At 61.7% G+C, this 18238-nt stretch carries 20 protein-coding genes; 15 read left to right on the top strand and 5 right to left on the bottom strand.

The genetic code is table 11. From position 1 onward, the window contains the following. Positions 1–151 precede the first annotated feature (151 nt). Complete coding sequence (locus QRN36_RS14150) at positions 152–1000, top strand: alpha/beta fold hydrolase (protein WP_285424599.1); 849 nt, start codon at positions 152–154, stop codon at positions 998–1000. Positions 1001–1029: 29 nt separating this feature from the next. Here QRN36_RS14150 and QRN36_RS14155 read toward each other — a convergent pair whose 3' ends face one another. Continuing rightward, a complete protein-coding gene (locus QRN36_RS14155; protein WP_285424600.1) occupies positions 1030–1728 on the bottom strand; it encodes a flavin reductase family protein in 699 nt (232 codons plus the stop codon). 293 nt (positions 1729–2021) lie between these two features. Between QRN36_RS14155 and QRN36_RS14160 the strand changes: the two genes are divergently transcribed. Continuing rightward, positions 2022–2702, top strand: a complete 681-nt coding sequence (locus tag QRN36_RS14160) for a GntR family transcriptional regulator (protein ID WP_285424601.1) — start codon at positions 2022–2024, stop codon at positions 2700–2702. A 93-nt stretch (positions 2703–2795) separates the two neighbouring features. Here QRN36_RS14160 and QRN36_RS14165 read toward each other — a convergent pair whose 3' ends face one another. Beyond that, complete coding sequence (locus QRN36_RS14165) at positions 2796–3122, bottom strand: NIPSNAP family protein (RefSeq protein WP_285424602.1); 327 nt, start codon at positions 3120–3122, stop codon at positions 2796–2798. A 193-nt stretch (positions 3123–3315) separates the two neighbouring features. On the opposite strand from QRN36_RS14165, the gene QRN36_RS14170 reads away from it, so the two are divergent. From QRN36_RS14170 to QRN36_RS14225, 12 genes are all read left to right on the top strand, one after another. After that, on the top strand, positions 3316–4197 hold the full coding sequence (locus QRN36_RS14170; protein ID WP_285424603.1) for an NAD(P)-dependent oxidoreductase: 882 nt from the start codon (positions 3316–3318) through the stop codon (positions 4195–4197). Positions 4198–4211: 14 nt separating this feature from the next. Further along, on the top strand, positions 4212–5639 hold the full coding sequence (locus QRN36_RS14175) for an aldehyde dehydrogenase family protein (RefSeq protein ID WP_285424604.1): 1428 nt from the start codon (positions 4212–4214) through the stop codon (positions 5637–5639). 92 nt (positions 5640–5731) lie between these two features. After that, the gene (locus tag QRN36_RS14180; protein WP_285424606.1) at positions 5732–6136 is read left to right on the top strand and encodes a carboxymuconolactone decarboxylase family protein; all 405 of its coding nucleotides are present in this window, start codon (positions 5732–5734) and stop codon (positions 6134–6136) included. A 49-nt stretch (positions 6137–6185) separates the two neighbouring features. Further along, entirely contained in the window at positions 6186–7526 is a 1341-nt protein-coding gene (locus tag QRN36_RS14185) for an MFS transporter (protein ID WP_285424607.1), read from the top strand. A 27-nt stretch (positions 7527–7553) separates the two neighbouring features. Continuing rightward, complete coding sequence (locus QRN36_RS14190; RefSeq protein WP_285424608.1) at positions 7554–8477, top strand: NAD(P)-dependent oxidoreductase; 924 nt, start codon at positions 7554–7556, stop codon at positions 8475–8477. Beyond that, positions 8474–8863, top strand: a complete 390-nt coding sequence (locus tag QRN36_RS14195; RefSeq protein ID WP_285424609.1) for a cupin domain-containing protein — start codon at positions 8474–8476, stop codon at positions 8861–8863. Before QRN36_RS14190 ends, QRN36_RS14195 begins: the two co-directional genes overlap by 4 nt. 340 nt (positions 8864–9203) lie before the next feature. Further along, entirely contained in the window at positions 9204–9968 is a 765-nt protein-coding gene (locus tag QRN36_RS14200) for a carboxymuconolactone decarboxylase family protein (RefSeq protein WP_285424610.1), read from the top strand. Positions 9969–10012: 44 nt separating this feature from the next. Further along, on the top strand, positions 10013–11401 hold the full coding sequence (locus QRN36_RS14205) for an MFS transporter (RefSeq protein WP_285424612.1): 1389 nt from the start codon (positions 10013–10015) through the stop codon (positions 11399–11401). Between the two features lie 26 nt (positions 11402–11427). Then, positions 11428–12267, top strand: a complete 840-nt coding sequence (locus QRN36_RS14210) for an N-acyl homoserine lactonase family protein (RefSeq protein ID WP_285424613.1) — start codon at positions 11428–11430, stop codon at positions 12265–12267. Next, positions 12264–13031 (top strand): SDR family NAD(P)-dependent oxidoreductase, encoded by a 768-nt coding sequence (locus QRN36_RS14215; RefSeq protein ID WP_285424614.1) that lies wholly within the window; start codon positions 12264–12266, stop codon positions 13029–13031. Before QRN36_RS14210 ends, QRN36_RS14215 begins: the two co-directional genes overlap by 4 nt. 61 nt (positions 13032–13092) lie before the next feature. Further along, positions 13093–14433: an MmgE/PrpD family protein gene (locus QRN36_RS14220; RefSeq protein ID WP_285424615.1), complete on the top strand. Its 1341-nt coding sequence runs from the start codon at positions 13093–13095 to the stop codon at positions 14431–14433. A 16-nt stretch (positions 14434–14449) separates the two neighbouring features. Continuing rightward, positions 14450–15331 (top strand): NAD(P)-dependent oxidoreductase, encoded by an 882-nt coding sequence (locus QRN36_RS14225; RefSeq protein WP_285424616.1) that lies wholly within the window; start codon positions 14450–14452, stop codon positions 15329–15331. Positions 15332–15430: 99 nt separating this feature from the next. Here the strand turns inward: QRN36_RS14225 and QRN36_RS14230 are convergent, their stop codons facing one another. Then, complete coding sequence (locus QRN36_RS14230) at positions 15431–16321, bottom strand: serine hydrolase (RefSeq protein ID WP_285424617.1); 891 nt, start codon at positions 16319–16321, stop codon at positions 15431–15433. A gap of 297 nt (positions 16322–16618) precedes the next feature. After that, positions 16619–17011 (bottom strand): helix-turn-helix domain-containing protein, encoded by a 393-nt coding sequence (locus QRN36_RS14235; protein WP_285424618.1) that lies wholly within the window; start codon positions 17009–17011, stop codon positions 16619–16621. Between the two features lie 97 nt (positions 17012–17108). On the opposite strand from QRN36_RS14235, the gene QRN36_RS14240 reads away from it, so the two are divergent. Further along, positions 17109–17834 carry an SDR family NAD(P)-dependent oxidoreductase gene (locus QRN36_RS14240; RefSeq protein ID WP_285424619.1) on the top strand — a complete coding sequence of 242 codons (726 nt, stop codon included), beginning with the start codon at positions 17109–17111 and terminating at the stop codon, positions 17832–17834. 169 nt (positions 17835–18003) lie between these two features. Here QRN36_RS14240 and QRN36_RS14245 read toward each other — a convergent pair whose 3' ends face one another. Continuing rightward, entirely contained in the window at positions 18004–18186 is a 183-nt protein-coding gene (locus QRN36_RS14245; RefSeq protein ID WP_285424620.1) for a nitroreductase family protein, read from the bottom strand. Between the last annotated feature and the right edge of the window lie 52 nt (positions 18187–18238).

Here is an 18238-nt window from a genome sequence, read left to right on the forward strand (position 1 = left end):
TCAGCGGCAGGTTCGGCACATCCATCGACGTTCCGGTTCAGGAGCTACAGACATGTCTCTTCGCGCAACAACTTACTTGGCTTTGATGCTTTCACTGGTGTTTGGACTGGGGCAGGCAGTCGCCGACTCTTCAACAAAGAATTCGCCTCAAATGGCTTACCGCGACGTTGTGGTGGACGGGGTGAAGATTGCTTACCGCGAAATAGGTGATCGCAACGCTCCCGCGGTGCTGCTGTTACACGGCGTCCCCAGTTCCTCGCGGATGTACGACGCACTGATGCGACGCTTGGGTGATCGATTCCACCTGACCGCGCCGGATTACCCAGGCTTTGGCAACAGTGACGCACCGCCACCCGGCCAGTTCAGCTACACCTTCGATCATTACGCGCAATTGATGGAGCACTTCACTGACACCGTAGGCATCAAGCGGTACGCGCTGTTCATGCAGGATTACGGCGCACCGGTGGGCATGCGCCTGGCCATGAGCAGACCTGACGCAGTGACGGCGATGATCTTCCAGAACGGCAACGTTTACACAGAAGGTCTGGGCAAGATGTGGGAGACCCGGAAAGCCTACTGGGAAAACCGTTCGGCCCACGAAGCCAAGCTTCAAGCCGCGCACTTGTCGGTCGAACTGACGCGAGCGCGTCATATCGGGACCGACCCCGATGTCAGTGCCTACGATCCCGACCTCTGGCAGGACGAAGTGGCCTTCCTCAACCGTCCTGGTGAGGCCGCCATCCAGATGGAACTGATCTACGACTATCGCACCAACCTTGCGGCGTATCCGGCCTGGCAGGCCTGGTTGCGCAGCCACGCGCCTCGCACGTTGGTGCTATGGGGCAAGTACGATCCGGCGTTCATCGTCGAGGGCGCCCACGCCTTCAAACGAGACCTTCCCAGCGCGCAAATCGAAATTCTCGACGCCGGGCATTTTGCGATGGACACCCGACTGGAAGAGGTGGTTGATCGTTCAGCCCGGTTTTTGACTCAACCGTGAGTTCATACCTGAAACCCGCGAGCTTGGGTCTAGTCGCGGGCGGCTAAAGCGATGGCTTCGCGTGCAAGGTCGACATCCGGCATACGGTAGTGCTGCTCTTCGATCTCTGCGAGGCGCGAGGGCACGATCTCGTTGCTGCTGACGCCGTAGAGCTTCTGAAAATTCATGATGAGCGGTTGCCACTTTGCCGGATCGATCCGGTTTTCATGACCCTGCATGAGCAAATCGGGATGCACGTGAACACGGGTTATGCGCACCTCGAAGGCTGAGATCAGGCCCTGGACCTGGGGATCATCGTCCATTATGCCGTGACGCATCATGACGACTGCTTCCAGTTGAACAGGGCACTCAAGCACGCGCGGTGGGGCGACGGTCTGCGAGGCAATCGGGGTCAGTCCGGCCACTTCGAACTTGTGAGGCTCGTACGAATACCCGAGGCGCTGCTTCAGCTCGGGAATCGTCTGGGTGCCCGTCAAACGCGCCAACTTATTAACCGCATCGGCTTGCGCCGGCGACGCCAGGTTCAATACGCACTGTCCGGTCCGGATCATGTTCTGCGGCGTCTTCGATGCGGTCTGAAGGCCTAGCATGCACCGCCATCCGAGCCACCAAGCAGAAGACATGGGCGCCAGATTCGCTGTCCCGTCTTCGTTCTGCGTGCTGATCAGAACCACGGGCGTGCCGAAATAAAGGATCGAGGGTTCTATGGTGACATGAGGATCAATCATGGTGACTCCTTGGGTTAGGGAGTGCCCAATTTGACGTCGACCAGGCGATGAGAAACTCCGTTTCTTGCCATCGAACCAAAGCGCGACCGATCTGAATGCCCGCCGGCGTGGTGCACCGGCGTGCCTGGAACGACCACCGGAGCACTGGCTGATTTAAATTCCCCGAAAATTCCTGTAATACAATACGATTGCTATCGACGGGTCGCATCATGAGGATCGGCCCGCAGGTATAACGTGGCTCTCATCCAGGGAGGGTCGCCATCAAGGCATTTACAGGTCTTCAGGAAGTCAGCATGAAAGTACTACGTCAGGCATCGTCCTTGCGGCATCAAGTGCAGGATGCACTGCGCAATGAAATCATCTCGGGGCGTTTCAAACCCGGCGATCGTCTGGTCGAACAACAGCTGTACACCGCGCTGGACGTGAGCCGCACGTCGTTGCGCGAAGCATTGCGGCAGCTCGAAGCCGAAGGCCTGGTGGAGCAGGTGCCTCATCGCGGCGCGTATGTCGCGTCGGTGGATGCCAAAGATGCGGTGCAAATCTATGACGTGCGTGGTGCGCTGGAAGTCCTGGCGGTGCGCAACTTCGTCCGTTACGCCACCGACGAAGACGTGGGCGAACTGAGCGAGGTCTTCGACGAATTCGCCGAACAGTCGCGCACCACCAGTGTCGATGGCACGGCCTTGCTGGACATCAAACGGCGCTTCTACCACGTCCTCCTCGACATCGAACAAAGCCGCGTCGTCGGCGGCATGCTCGAACAACTCAACAACCGCGTCAGCCTTCTGCGCGCCTTGTCATTGGGCCGCGAAGGGCGCATGCCTCACACCCTCGCCGAACTCAAGGAAATCGTCCGCAACATTCAGCTGCGCGACGAAGAAGGCGCCTGCGCTGCAGCGTTGCTTCACGTCGAGAACGCGTCGAAAAACGTTCTTGAGTTGCTGGCAGCGACAGGGGTGCATGCTGTCGAGTGACGGCTCGCCGCCGGTTGTCGACAGCATGTGCTGCGGCGATATGACGAGCACTGCAGCAGCAGCGCCATTCACACGACCTTGATGGTCACCTGTTCATCGCAACGCCGAATACTCCGTCGGCGCCATGAACTGCACCTCGATCCGCTCAACGATGATCGCCTGCGCCTCAGTCGCCGCGCGCTTGGCAATCCACTCGGCGTCCGCCTGGAACGCATTCCACTTCGTCTCGCGCTCCGCCAGGCTCTCCCATTGCAACAAATAGGTCAGCGACTGGTTAGTCGCCCCCGTCAGGTTGGTCCAGAAACCGACCTGCCTGATCCCGTACTTCTCGAAAAATCCCAGCGTCGTGCTGGTAAACCGGTCGTGCAATGCCGGCAGACGGCCGGGAGCACAGTGATAGGTGCGCAATTCAACGATCATTTTCCTTCTCCTGTTAAGGGCTGCTGACAACGGATGCAAGCAGGTGCCGCTGGTAAGAAAGCGTAAATTAGCCTATTGACCGATTGTATGACAGTCCTATAGTTTTGTTTCACCTGCTGGTGATCGTCACGCAGGAATTGCTGACGCCGCCTCGACGCCATTGACAAGAACATAAAAATCAAAGGGCACGAACATGACGCAACCGCAACGTATCGGCTTCATCGGACTGGGCATGATGGGCACTCCGATGACGGCCTGTCTGGCCAAAGCCGGATTCGAACTGTTTCTAGCTGACGCCGACGCCGGCCGTCTGCATGAGGTGCAGACAACGCTGAATGCCAGCGCCCTCACCGTTGAAAACGCCCGATCCCTCGACATCCTCATCACCATGCTGCCGAACTCGAACATCGTCGAGAACGTGTTGCTGGGCGAAGGCGGCTGGGCCGCATCCCTGGCGCCGCAGGCGGTGGTCATCGACATGAGTTCTTCTGAACCGGCACGATCCCGTGAGCTGGGGCAGCAGCTCAAGACACTCAACCTGGACTACCTCGACGCGCCGGTTTCAGGCGGGGTAAAGCGCGCCGTAGACGGCAGCCTGGCGATTCTGGTGGGTGGCGATGCCGAGGTCATGCAGCGTTGCCGCCCGGTGCTCGACGCCATGGGCAAGAACATTCTGCACATCGGCGAGGCCGGTTCCGGTCATGCGGCCAAGGCGCTGAACAATTTCGTGTCGGCAGCGGGCTTGATGGCCACGGTCGAGGCGCTGCATGTCGCCAAACGCTTCGGCATCGACCCCGGCGTCATGGTCGACGTGCTCAACGCCTCGAGCGGCGGCAGTAACACCTCGCTGAACAAAGCCAGGCAATTCATGCTCAGCGGCACCTTCGGCTCCGGCTTTTCGATGCAACTGATGAACAAGGATCTGAAAATCGCCAAGGGGCTTTCGGACGCGCTGGATTACCCGATGATCTTCGGCCAGAGCGCAATCAAGGTCTGGAACGACGTGGCCCAGGATGCCACGCCCACCACCGACCACACCGAGATGTACCGCATGCTGGCCAAGGAAGGCGAGTGAAGGAGCCCGATCCCATGTCAAACGCTGACAGGTTTTACATCGACGGGCGCTGGGTCGAGCCGGCGTCGCCCTCATGGTTCGACGTCATCGACCCGGCCACCGAAACCTTGGTCGAGCGCCTGGCGTTGGGGGATGCCACCGACGTTGATCGGGCCGTGGCTGCCGCTCGCAGAGCGCTGCCCGAATACGCCCAGACATCCGTCGCCGAGCGCATCGCGCTGCTGCAACGCATCGTCTCGATCTACGAGCGTCGGCAGGAAGAGTTCGCCCAGGCGATGCGCGTCGAGATGGGCGCCCCCATCACGTTTTCCCGCAAATTTCAGGTGCCGCGCGGCTGGCTGCACCTCAATCAACTGATCGACGTGCTGCAACGCTTCCAGTTCGAAGAAACCCAGGGCACCACCTTGATCCGCCACGAACCCGTCGGTGTGTGCGGCCTGATCACCCCGTGGAACTGGCCGATCAACCAGATCGTGGTCAAGGTCGGGCCAGCCCTTGCCGCGGGTTGCACCATGGTCCTCAAGCCCAGTGAATATTCACCGCTGAGCAGCCTGCTGTTCGCCGAGGTGCTGGACGAGGCGGGCGTGCCACCCGGCGTGTTCAATCTGGTCAATGGCGACGGGCCGGGCGTGGGCGCGGCGCTGTCGGCACACCCGGACATCGACATGCTCTCGTTCACCGGCTCGACCCGCGCGGGCGTGCTGGTGGCCAGATCGGCCGCCGATACGGTCAAGCGCGTGGCCCAGGAGCTGGGCGGCAAGTCGGCGAACATCCTGCTGGACGACGTCGACCTGCAGGACGCCGTGACCCGTGGTGTCGCCGCCTGTTTCACCAACAGCGGCCAGTCGTGCTCGATCCCGACGCGGATGCTGATCCCGCGCCACCTGATGGACGACGCGATCCAGATAGCCAGGGCTGCCGCAGAAGGCTACAGCGTCGGACCCACGACGGATGAAAACACCCAGCTTGGCCCGCTGGTCAATCGGGCGCAGTTGCGTCGGGTGCAGGCGCTGATTCAAAGCGGCATCGACGAAGGTGCGCAGTTGGTGACCGGTGGGGTTGGACTGCCGCCGGGCATCGACAAGGGCTACTACGCCAGACCAACCGTATTTGCCAACGTGGCGCCGGACATGACCATCGCGCAGGAAGAAATCTTCGGGCCAGTACTGGCGATGATTGCTTACGACAGTGAAGCGCACGCACTCGCCATCGCCAACGGCACCCACTATGGCCTGGCGGCGTACGTGCAATCAGCCGATCAACAGCGTGCGCGTCAGGTGGCGCGCCAGTTACAGGCCGGCAGCGTGCATGTGAATTACCCGCCCGCCGATTTCGCTGCGCCGTTCGGGGGCGTGAAGCGCTCCGGTAATGGCCGCGAGTGGGGCGAATACGGCTTGCGCGAGTACCTGGAAGTCAAATCTGTAGTGGGCTACGGCAGTTGAGCCGAGCGATCTCTTCACGGCACGGCTGAAAAAAATTTGCCTGTTTCAACTGTATGACAATCAGTCGATCGTACGACAAAGGTGAGAAGAACATGAGTGATAACGCGAGTAACAACGAACGCTTCGACCAAGGCTTCAACAATCGCAAGGAAGTGCTGGGCGATCGCCATGTCGAGAAATCCTGGGCCGCGGCCGACGACTTCAACCGGCCCATGCAGAAGATGGTCACGGAGGTCTGCTGGGGCGAGATCTGGGGCGACCCGACCCTCTCGTTCAAGACCCGCAGCATCATCAACATCGCGATGCTGACTGCCATGAGCCAGCACCATGAACTGGGCATTCACGTGCGCGGCGCCTTGCGCAACGGTGTGACCCGGGAAGAAATCCGCGCCGTGCTGATGCAGGCCGCGGTGTACTGCGGCGCGCCACTGGGCCTGGCGGCCTTCCGTGTGGCGTCCGAGGCGATCAAGGCGTACGAGGCCGAAACCGCCAGCTGAACGTTCCACCTCCATGCTTGCGTCCGACAATAACTATAAGGAAAACGTCATGAGCACCTACGCCCCAGCCAGATCGGCGGCTGAAACCGAACAGTCGATCGAGAAGAAGAGAAGGAACGCCATCAAGGGCGCGTTTTTCTCCGAATACATCGACATGTTCGACATCTACTTGCCGGTGGTGGTGTTGTCCCCGGTGTTGTTCTATTTCCAGCCCGCGCAACTGTCGCCCGGCATGGCGGCGATTCTGGCCTCGCTGGTGTTCATCACCACGCTGCTGGGCCGCCCCATCGGCGCCTTGCTGTTCGGCATGATCGCTGACAAGACCGGGCGGCGCATGGCGTCGATCTACTCGGTGTCCGGCTTCGGCGTGGTCACGCTGCTGATCGCGCTGCTGCCCGGTTATGAAAGCATCGGCATTGCGTCGTACTGGTTGCTGGTGCTGCTGCGTTTCGTCGACGGCATTTTCCTCGGCGGCGGGTACACCGGTGCGATGCCGCTGGCGATCGAGTATTCGAAAAAGCATCAACGCGGGTTCGTTGGCGGCTTGATCATCGCCGGCTTCCCGTTGGCCTACGTCAGCATCAACCTGGTGGCGATGCTGATGTTCATGCTGTTCCCCCTCGATGGCCCCGGCTCGCCTTACGTGCAATGGGGCTGGCGCATTCCGTTCGTGATCGGTGCCGTGCTGGCAGGTGTGTTGGCGCTGTATTACGTCTACGCGGTGTCGGAGTCGGAAATCTGGGAAAGCGAAGCGGGCAACAAACCCCGCGAGAAGCTGCCGCTCACCGATCTGCTGCGGGGCAAGAGCGGGCGCAACCTGCTGCAAGTGCTGCTGATGATGACCGGCTTCTGGCTGACCCAGAACATCATCACCATCTTTCTGCCCACCGGCCTGCTGCGCAACACCTTGCACCTTTCGGGCATGGAGGTCACCGGTACGCTGCTGATCGCGTATTCGGTGCTGTTCTTCAGTTACATCGCGTCCGGCATGATCGGGCAGAAGATCGGCCGCCGGCGCTTCTTCATCATTCTCGGTCCGATCATCGCCACGCTGGGCGCCGCGATCATGTACGTCCTGGCCAACGTCCAGGGGCTCACGCTGCCGGTGATCATCACGCTGGTCTGCGTGTTGTCGGTGCTGGTGACCGCGCCGTGGGGCGTGATCGTGACCTACATCAACGAGCGGTTCGTGACCGACGTGCGCGCCACCGGTTTCGGTGTCGGGTTCAGCCTGTCAGTGATCATCCCGTCGTTCTACGCCTTCTACATGGCCTGGCTCGGCGAGTTCATGCCGTTCACCGTGACCCCGGCCGTGCTGCTGGTGATCGGCGGCGTGATCGCGACCATCGGCGCCTACATGGGGCCGGAAACCAAAGACGTGGATTTCTAGAACTCTCTGCACGTGAGGAGCGCTGTCGTGAATAGCAAAACCGTGGGTTTCATCGGTCTGGGCAACATGGGCGGGCGCATGACGCGCTGCCTGGTGAACGCCGGGCTGAGCGTGCTCGGCTATGACACCGACGCCGAGCGGGTCAGGGCCGCTGGCGCACAGGTAGCGCAATCGCTCGCCGACGTGGCGGCCGAGGCCGGCGTGGTGCTGCTGTCGCTGCCGGACAGCAAGGTGGTCGAGGCCGTCGTCGAAGGGCCGAACGGACTCCTGGCGCAGTGTCGCGAGGGGCAAGTGATCGTTGATTTGAGCACCGCGGCGGCGAGTTCGACGATGCGCCTGCACGGGCTGTTCGCCGAGCGCGGCGTGCAGTACGTCGACGCCGGGATTTCCGGCGGCGCGGCGGCGGCGGAAAAGGGCGCGCTGACCTTGATGGTCGGAGGCGACAGCGCGACTGTCGATGCCCTGGCCTGGGTGTTCGAACCCATCGCCAGCAAGGTGTTCCTGATGGGCGAAAGCGGCGCCGGCCACACCACCAAACTGCTGAACAACTTCCTCAATGCCGTCAGCCTGGCAGCCACGGCCGAGGTCATGGTCGCTGGCAAGAAGGCGGGCCTCGACCTGCATCGTTTGCTCGACGTGTTGAACAGCAGCAGTGGGGTGAATTTCGCCACGCTCAACCGCTTCCCGCACATCGTCGATGGCAACTACCTCGAAGGCGGCCTGACCGGCAAGTTGATGACCAAGGACGTGGTCCTGTACCTCGACCGCGTCCGCGAACTGGGCGTCGCCTCGCTCAATGCATCGGGTCCGCTGGCCAGCTTCGGCCTGCAAACGGCGCTCGGCTACGGCGACCTCATCAGCAACCGCGTGGTGGACGCCATCGGCGACCTGTCCGGTGGAGTACGCCTGCACGAATCGGCCACAACGAACAACGAAGGAGACAAGGCATGAAGGTTTTTCACGGCGCTGTCGAAGGCGCGATTTCCGAACAGCGTGGCGCGACGTTCACCGGCGTGGTCTGGGCCGACCCGGTCATGCCCACTACGGATGGGGTGACCATCAACAACGTCTCGTTCAACCCCGGCGCGCGCACTTACTGGCATTACCACGAACAGGGGCAGGTGCTGTACGTGACGTCGGGCAGCGGCTGGATCTGTCTGGAAGGCAGCGAGCCACAGCCCATCCGTCAGGGCGACACCGTGTGGATCGGACCCAATGAGCGGCACTGGCATGGCGCCAATACCACCAACTTCATGGTCCACACCGCCACCTCCATCGGCAAGACCGTGTGGCAGGAAGCGGTGGCGGATGTGGATTATCTGCGTGGGGCGGATTGAGTAGTACGGGCTGTTCACTGTAGGAGCGTGGCTTGTCCCGCGATCTGCCGGGGACCGGCAGCCAATCCTGGGCACGCGATCTGACTGATACGACCGGGTCGCATGGTTTCACGACCGCTTCGCGGCCGATCGCGGGACAAGCCACGCTCCTACGCCTGCGGCAGAAGCAGAGTGAGGTGTGATTCAAGCTTTTGATTCTGGCCGGAGGCCGTAGGAGTACCGGGGTAGCGCTCCACCTTGCTCGCGATCTGGCGCGCAGCGGCAGCAACATCAGGCAACCGTGGAGCGTCAGACACACCGCATGCGACCGCCAACAGAACATTGAGGAGACAGAAGCACCATGAGCCTCACCGAAAAACAACAACAGGCCAAAGCCGCGTTTGAACGTTACGGCACCTGGAATGCCGGCTGGGACAGTCTGCTGCGTCTGGACCCCGGCTTTGTCGAAGCCTACGCCGGTTTCGCCTCAGTGCCGTGGCAGAAGAATCACCTGCCAGACAAGGTCAAGTCGTTCATTGCCCTCGTCGCCAGTGCCAACGCCACGCACCTGTTCCTACCCGGCATTCAGGAACACATTCAGGCGGCCATTCAGCACGGCGCGACCCGCGAGGAGCTGACCGAGGTGCTGGAACTGATCAGCACGGTCGGCATTCACGCCTCCAACGTCGGCGTGCCGGTGTTGCTGGAAGTGCTGGAAGAAGAGGGCATGCGCACTGGCCCAGAACCCTTGGATGCGCGGCGCGAAGCGCTCAAGGCGAGCTTCATCGAAAACCGGGGCTATTGGCATCCGTCCTGGGAGGGCCTGCTGGAACTGGACCCGGACATGTTCGAGACCTACGTCGAGTTTTCCTCGGTGCCTTGGCGCACCGGCGTGCTGGAGCCCAAGGTCAAGGAGCTGATGTATTGCGCGTTCGACGCTGCCGCCACGCACCTCTACGTGCCGGGCCTCAAGCTGCACATGCGCAACGCACTGCGTTACGGCGCAACGAAAGAAGAGATCATGGAAATGCTGGAGATCGTCAGTGTCATCGGCATCCATGGCGCCCAGCTGGCCGCGCCGTTGCTGGAGCAGGCGCTGGATGCGGCGCGCAATCCTCCTCGATAACGCTGCGCCCCGGATTCCTATAACAATAACGAAGAGGAACGCACATGAACGCAGTATCCAGCATTGGTCTGCGCCTGGATCGGCTGTCACTGTCGGGCTTTCACTACCGTTTGCTCGGTCTGATCGCGGCCGGGATGTTTTTCGACTCGTTCGACATTTACATCGCCGGCTCAGTGCTCGCCGCACTGATCAACAGCCATGAATCGACACTGGCGCTGAACGCCACCTTCGTCTCGGTGACGTTCATCGGCATGATGGCGGGGGCGTGGCTGTCGGGCGTACTGGGCGATCGCTTCGGGCGTCGATTCACCTATCAGTTCAACCTCGGCATCTACGGCTTCGCCTCGATTGCCGCCGCGCTGGCCCCGAACATGTACTGGCTGATCTTCTTCCGACTGGTGATGGGCGTCGGCATGGGCGCCGAGATCGTCGTGGGTTACGGCACCCTCAGCGAATTCATCCCCGCCGCCTGGCGCGGTCGCTTCGGCACCATTCTCAACCTGATCATCAATACTTCGCTGTTTCTAGCGGCGTTCCTCGGATGGCTGATTATTCCCCGTTTCGGCTGGCGCTGGATGTTTGCCATCGCCGGGGTGGGAGCGTTGATCGTCTGGTTCCTGCGCAAAAACATGCCCGAATCGCCGCGCTGGCTGGCGTCAAAAGGGCGGCAGGCAGAGGCCGAAAAGATCGTCGCCACCATCGAAGCGCGATGCGGCGTGGTCCACGGCCGTGCCCCGGCCGTGCAGATCACCTCGACCGTCGACACTTCGCCAGCCCGGATACGCGACCTGTTTTCCCGGCGGCTGCTGACCCGCACGATCACCGGCATCACCGTGCTGGTCGCGCTGTTCACGGTTAACTACGCATTCGTCAGCTGGATCCCGACCTTTCTGGTGCAGCAGGGCCACAGCGTGTCCAACTCGCTGGGCCTGACCACGCTGATGTTCGCCGGCGGGCCGCTGGGCTCGCTGATCGCCTTTGCGCTGGCCGAGCGACTGGGGCGCAAATGGGGGATCGTCCTGTTTTCGCTGGTGGGGATTGGCTTCGGCGTCAGCTATCCGTTCGCCGAATCGGAAACCGCGATCATCGCTGCCGGCTTCGCCATCACCGCCTGCATCTACGTCCTGTCGTCGTTGAGCGTGGCCAGTTACGTGCCGGAGCTGTTTCCCACCGAGCTGCGCCTGCGCGGTGCCGGGTTGTGCAACGCCATCGGGCGCGGCGTGAACATCCTCGTGCCGTACGCCATCGCCTCGGTGTTCGCCGGTTTCGGCATCGTCGGGGTGATCACGCTGATCGTCGGCACTCTGTTGCTGCAAGCCGTGATCGTCGGCTCCATCGGCCCGGAAACCAAGAATCGGTCCCTGGAAGACATTGCCACGGCGCCGCTGCCGGTGGCTGCGTCCCAGGAAATGCCGCAAGAAATCAAGCCCTGAACACCGACCTTATCTGGAGTTTTCCCATGAACACGCCATCGACCGTGAGACCGGACTGGACCGACCCCGAAGTGATCGTGGTGCGGTACGGCACCCGGCAGACCACCAAAAGCGAGTGCTATTACAACTTCCGCGCCTACCGCGAACCGGATGCGGAGATGACCATGGACTATTTTTTCTGGATCTTCCGCAGCGCCGAGCAGACCATCGTCATCGACACCGGTTTCAGCCCGGAAGCGGCCATCGCCCGTAAACGGCAACCCGTCGTCGCGCCTGCGGATGCATTGGCCCGGCTCGGCATCGACCCCAAAGACGTCAAATTGCTGGTGCTGACTCACGCCCATTACGACCACGCCGGGAACCTGGGCCTGTACCCCAACGCGAACATTGTCATGTCGCGCAAGGAGTTCGAATTCTGGGGTACCGACATGGGCAAGCGCCCGCAGTACGGCCACCACATCGACCCGCTCGACATCGAACGCATTCAGGCGCTGCACCGCGAAGGCCGCATCACATTGCTCGACGCGCCGCAGAACACGCTGATTCCAGGCATCGAACTGTACGAACTCGGCGGCCACACGCCGGGGCAGATGGCTGTGGTGGTGGAAATGCCTGAAGGCCCGGTGATCCTCGCTTCGGACGCCATTCACTATTACGACGAACTGGAGCAGGACCGGCCGTTCGCGGTGCTCGACAGCCTGGCGGACATGTATCGGGGTTACGAACGCATTCGCGAATGGTTGCAGCGCCCCGGGGCGGTGGTAATTCCCGGTCATGACCCAGACGTGATGAATCGCTTCGCGCCGGTTGACGCGAGCGATCCTTCGTTCGCAGTGCGCATCGACGCCCACGGAGCCGGCGTATGAATGGGCGCACGGCACTGGTGACGGGGTCGTCGGACGGTCTCGGGCTGGCGATGGGCACAGGCCTGGCCGCAGCGGGGTACGACGTGGTCTTGCACGGTCTGGCTGCGCCTGACACGGTGCGCCAGGCCTGTGAGGACCTGATGCGCGCCCACGATGTGCAGGTGCGCTATGTGCGCGCGGACCTGTCCACGCCAGCGGGTGTCGAGGCGTTGATTGCATCGGCAGGGCGGGTCGACGTGCTGGTGAACAATGCGGTGATTCGACATTTTGCCCCAGTCGAAGAATTCCCTCTCGCGCGTTGGGATCAGGCCCTGGCGGTGAATGTCACGGCGGCGTTTCTGGCGATTCAGCGGGTGTTGCCGGGCATGCGCGAACGCCGGTGGGGGCGGATTTTCAATCTGTCGTCCGCCTACGGTTCGCGGGCCATCGCCAACCGCATCGATTACGTGACCACCAAGACCGCGCTGCTGGGCCTGACCCGCGCCGTGGCGGTGGAAACTCAAGGGCAGGGCATCACCTGTAACGCCGTGTGCCCTGGCTCGGTGCTGACCCCAAACATCGAAAGCCGACTGACCGCGCTGATGTCGGAAAAGCAGCTCGACCGGCAGACCGCGACCGTGGAATTCCTGCATGGCAAACAGGCCACCGGGCGCTTCATCGAGGCCAGTCACGTGGCCGATCTGATCGTCTACCTGTGCAGCGAATCGGCCAGCTCGATCACCGGCGCGACGCTGCCGGTGGACGATGGGTGGATGGCGGGATGAGCCGTGCAAACCAAAGCGCCCGCAGTGGTGACAGCGTCTGACTTCAGAAAATGGATACCCCATGACTCAAACCCTTAGCCATCAACTCGCGGACTTCATCGAACGTGCGACTTGGTCGGACATTCCCGCCCACGTACGACACGAAGCCCATCGCGCGCTGGTCAATTATTTCGCAGTGTCTCTGGCAGGCTGCAGCGACCCGGACGTGGCCAAGGCCGCCACGCTGTTTTCGCGCTTCAACGCGGGTGACGAGGCTCACGTCATAGGTCGCGCCGAGGTCATGGACATGCTCAACGCGGCGTCGCTGAACGCCATGAGCGCCAACGTTTTCGACTACGACGACACGCACATTCCGACGATCCTGCACCCCACGGCGCCCGTGGCCGCAGCGCTGTTCGCCCTGGCGGAAACCCGCGTGATCGGCGGCGAGCAACTGCTGTTGGCGTTCGTGCTGGGCGTCGAAGTCGAGTGCCGCATCGCCGTGGCCATTTCCCCCGAACACTACCGGCGCGGTTGGCACATCACCTCGACCTGCGGCGTGTTTGGCGCGGCTGCCTGCGTCGGCAAGGTCTTGGGCCTCGATGCACGGCAACTGGTGTGGGCGTTCGGCAACGCCAGCGCACAGGCCAGCGGACTGGTGGAAACCCTCGGCAGCGCGGCCAAGAGCATCGGCGTCGGCAACGCCGCGCGCAATGGCCTGCTCTCGGCCTTGCTGGCGCAAGACGGATTCGCCGGGCCAGATCAGCCGCTGGAGGGGGAACGGGGCTTTCTGAACGTCTTCGGTGAGCAGCCACGGCTGGACGAAATCAACACCGGGCTGGGCGAGCGCTGGGCCTTGTCGGCCAACACCTACAAGCCTTATCCCTGCGGTGTGGTGCTCAACCCGGTCATCCAGGCATGCCTCGAACTGGCGCGGGATCGCACTTGGGCGCTCGAAGACATCGAGCGCATCGAACTCACGGGGCATCCGTTATTGCGTCAACGCACGGATCGGCCCGACATACGCTTGGGTCGACAATCCCAGGTCAGCGCGCAACATGCCGTGGCCGTCAGCCTGGCGACGGGCAGGGCGGGGCTGGCCGAATTCAGCGACGCAGCGGTCAGTGATCAACGGCTGCGCGCGCTGTACGGGCGCTTGCAGTTCGTGGACGACGCCGATTATCCGGTGGAGTCGGCACAGGTGCGGATCGTCTTTCACTCGGGCTCGGTCCTCACCCGAACCCTCGACGTTTCCCTCGGCAGCCTCGACGCGCCGCTCAGTGATCATTTTCTCGAAGACAAACTGCGCGACCTCGCGGCCTATGGCCGTTCAGGGTGCGAACCGCAACCGTTGATAGACGCGTTGTGGAAACTGGAACACTCAAACGATGCCGGTGCGCTGATGCGCCTGGCGAGTCTCTGACAGGCAGGAAACCATCATGAGCAATCAACCACTGGGCTTCGTCGGCGTTGGCGTCATGGGGCGGCCGATGGCGCGCCGACTTCTGGAGCAGGGCCATTCGCTGGTGATTTACGACAAGGATCAAGGCGCGCTGGATGAGCTCGGCGCCCTGGGTGCGCGGGTCGCGGGCAGCGTTCGGGAAGTGGCCGACAGCGCCGAAATCGTCTTCACCAGCCTGCCGAGCCCGGCGATTTTCAAGGCCGTGGCACTGGGCGCCGACGGGATCATCGAGGGCAATACGGTGCGCATTCTGGTGGACCTTTCCACCGTCGGCTCCCGGGCCGAGCAGGAAGTCGCCGAAGGGTTGGCTGCGAGAGGCATCGACACCGTTGACGCGCCTGTCAGTGGCGGCGCAGCGGGCGCGAACAAGGGCACGCTGGCGCTGATGGTCGCGGGCAAACCGGCGGCAGTCGAGCGAGTGCGTGGGCTGTTCGACGTGTTCGGCAAAGTGTTCATCGTCGGCGAATTGCCGGGGCAGGGACAGTTGCTCAAGCTGCTCAACAACATGCTCTCGACCACCGCGTTCGCCATCACCAGCGAAGCCTACGTCGCAGGCGTGAAAGGCGGCCTGGACCCCGAAGTCATGATGGCGGTGATCAACGCGGGCAGCGGCAAGAACGGCGCGACGATGGACAAATTTCCCAAGCACGTTCTGCCCGGCACGTTCGACTTTGGCTTCCCGATTTCAAGCGTGTGCAAGGACGTCGGCCTGGCCGTCGAGGAGTGCCAGGCGCTGGGCGTGCCGATGTGGCTGGGCAACGCGGCGCGACAACTGTGGAACGTGGCCGCACAACAGGACGGCGGCGGACGCGACCTCACCGAGCTGGTACGCACCGTGGAGGGTTGGTCGAATCGCTGAGCCTTCTGCGCGATGGGCATGGAACGCCTTGGTTTGCGGCGGGAGCGAGGGTCTTCGCTCCCAGGCATCGCCCAGGTGCCGCGGCAGATGACAGTGACCTCAGGTCGCGTGCGATCGCACAGCGTTTATCAGTCGCTCGGTCACGAAGTTTTCAACATCTCCCTCAGTGACGCCTGCGTCAAATGCAGCACAGCAGGCCGACGTATCTCCGTCGACCACGCGGTAAACGGCGATGACACTGCCCGGTCCGCATCCTGTGTGTCCACAGAGAGACAGTCCGCCGCCGACTGATCCTTTCATGACGCCCAGGCCGTAACCCGGGCTGATCCAGGGTCGTCCATCGATCGGGCCGCCCAGCGCTCGTGCTGTTTGCATCTGCTCGAGCAATTCGCGGGAAATCAGATTTGCGTGGAAAAGTCGATCCAGGAACAGCGCTGCGTGCGACACGGAACCGATGAGCAACCCGTGGTAAACCCAGGCAGGATCGTAATCTGCGGGGATTCCGGGCACCGTCGTTTGCAGGTCTGCCTGCGTTCTCGCAAAGCGGACGTCAGACAGCCCGAGAGGTGTCAGTGCTCGCTGAGTCACGGCTTGCTCAAGGGGCAGGTCAGTCAGCTGTTCGATAAGCCTGCCAATCAGCAAATAGCCCACGTTGGAGTAGCGCCAGCCCGTCCCGGGTTCGTATCGAAGGCGAAGGCCGTCAAGGCGTTGCATCATTTCGTCTGCCGACCAGGCGCGTTCTTCATTCGCAACGGCGGCGTGATACTCCGCAAGTTCGCCGTAATCGGCCAGGCCCGCCTCATGCCGCAGCAACTGGCGCAACGTAAAACGCTGGCCGAGAACCGTCCTATCCAATTCAACCAACCCGTCACGCACCAGTGAAAGCGCTGTAGCAGCCAGAACCGTCTTCGTGAAACTCCACCACGGAACCAACGCTTCGGATGGTTCGGGTGTGGCCGGCTGGCCCTGCAGCACAAGAGAAGTGAGCATGGGTGTCCTTGTGGTTGAGTGGGTTGGCGGCTGAACGGGATATCTTGGATGCTTGCTGAATCTAGCTCAATACGACTCGCTCTTCGGCTTGGCACCCTCCACGCTGAGTGCTGATTTGTTTAGACAACGATATGCTGGGGGTAAATCTGCACGACCCCTTCACGTAGGCTGATCTTCAAGACCTTCTCATCAAGCACGCTATAGCTCGTGACGGAAACGTTCAGGAGCCTTTAGCATCCAGGTCGCAGTGATCGCACTTGGTGAACATGTGCAGAGAAAGCCGCATGCCCTCTGTTGTTAAATGTCCTCTTCCAACACTTCGTTCTTTCTTGATGTGTCATATGCAAGTTGCGCTCTTTCCAGCGCGGGACCGTAGGCAAGAGACCAGTTGTAAAGGGCGGCGAATGGTTCGCGTAGTGAGCAGCCAAGGTCGGTAATGGTGTACTCGACGCCGATTGGCCGCGTCGGCAGCACTTTTCGACTGATGAGGCCGTTGCGCTCCAGACGCTTCAATGCGTCAGCCAACGCCTTGTGGGTAATGCCATCAAGCCGGCGCTTGAGATCGTTGAACCGTGCCGGTTGCGTGCAAAGGACACTCAGGATCAGCACCGTCCACTTATTGGCGATATGTTCGAGAATAGGCCGCGTCGCGGTGACATCGAGCGGCAGTTCGAGAACGTCTTTGGACATGGGTATACACCTCGATATCTAAGCACCATCAGGTGCGTTCTTGTGATTAGATATAAGAATGATAGCTTGTTCGTCATCATTCACGATGGGAGGACGTATGAGCACTCTTTCAGACAAAATTGCGGTAGTGGTCGGTGGTCATGGTGGTATTGGTGGTGCTATCGCAGAACGATTCGCGACGGAAGGGGCGACCGTTTACGCCACAAGTCGTCGCGCCGAAGAGGGAGGCGTCGAGCTTGGTGCCGGCAGGCTGTGCCCTCGTCGCGTCGATGCTTCAGATTTGACGGCGCTCGCTGCCTTCTTCGAGGCGGTGAGCAGCGAGGCGGGACGGGTGGATGTGCTCGTCGTCAACGCCGGCATCTCCGAGTTCGCGACACTCGATGACATCAGCGAGGATCATTTTGACAGGACGTTCGACCTCAACGTGCGTGCGCTGCTTTTTGCCGCCAAGGCCGCAACGGCGATCATGCCGGATGGTGGTTCAATCGTGCTGGTAGGCTCAATTGCCGATGCGATCGGCACCAAAGGCTATGGCGTCTATGGAGCGACCAAGGCCGCTGTACGCTCATTCGCGCGAACCTGGGCCAATGAGCTGGCTACCCGTAACATCCGCGTCAACGTGGTGGCCCCAGGGCCAACCGACACCGCCATGATGGCGGCGGCGTCCGAGGAGGTGCGCGAGACGCTGACGAAGCTGATCCCGCTTGGACGCATGGGGCGGGCAGATGAAATAGCCTCGGCCGCGCTGTTCCTTGCAAGCGACCAAAGCAGTTACATCACCGGAGCCGAGCTGCCGGTCGACGGTGGCATGGCTCAGGTCTGACCTGCGCAGCCTGTCGAAACATATGGCCCGGCCCTTCGCAAGCGCTCGGCGTCCTCGGCAGCGCCCTGGAGCGGGCTCCGTGCCGGGGACCGAGTCGAGCGTTGCGCCACGTAGGGCACGAAGGGCACGGAGGGCGATTTTCATCCAGATCTCCGACCAGTGTGGTTCGTCAATACCGGCGTTCGATGGGGGTTTCAGCCAGCCAAGGCTGCGTGTTGCAGTTGGACGGGGCATTCTGGGCATCAGCTAAAACCGCCCGGATCTGCTTAGAGGTGAGTGGTGTCGGAAGAAATTGTCGGGTGGCTCTACGTTCACGTATCACCGCTTCAAATGCTCGGCATCCTTCGGTCATATCGAGAGTCTCCGTTTCATTCTGTCGCTTTACGGCAAGAAGCAGGCACGGC

It is taken from the genome of Pseudomonas sp. efr-133-TYG-103a (assembly GCF_030209235.1).
In the GTDB taxonomy this organism is placed as follows: Bacteria; Pseudomonadota; Gammaproteobacteria; order Pseudomonadales; family Pseudomonadaceae; genus Aquipseudomonas.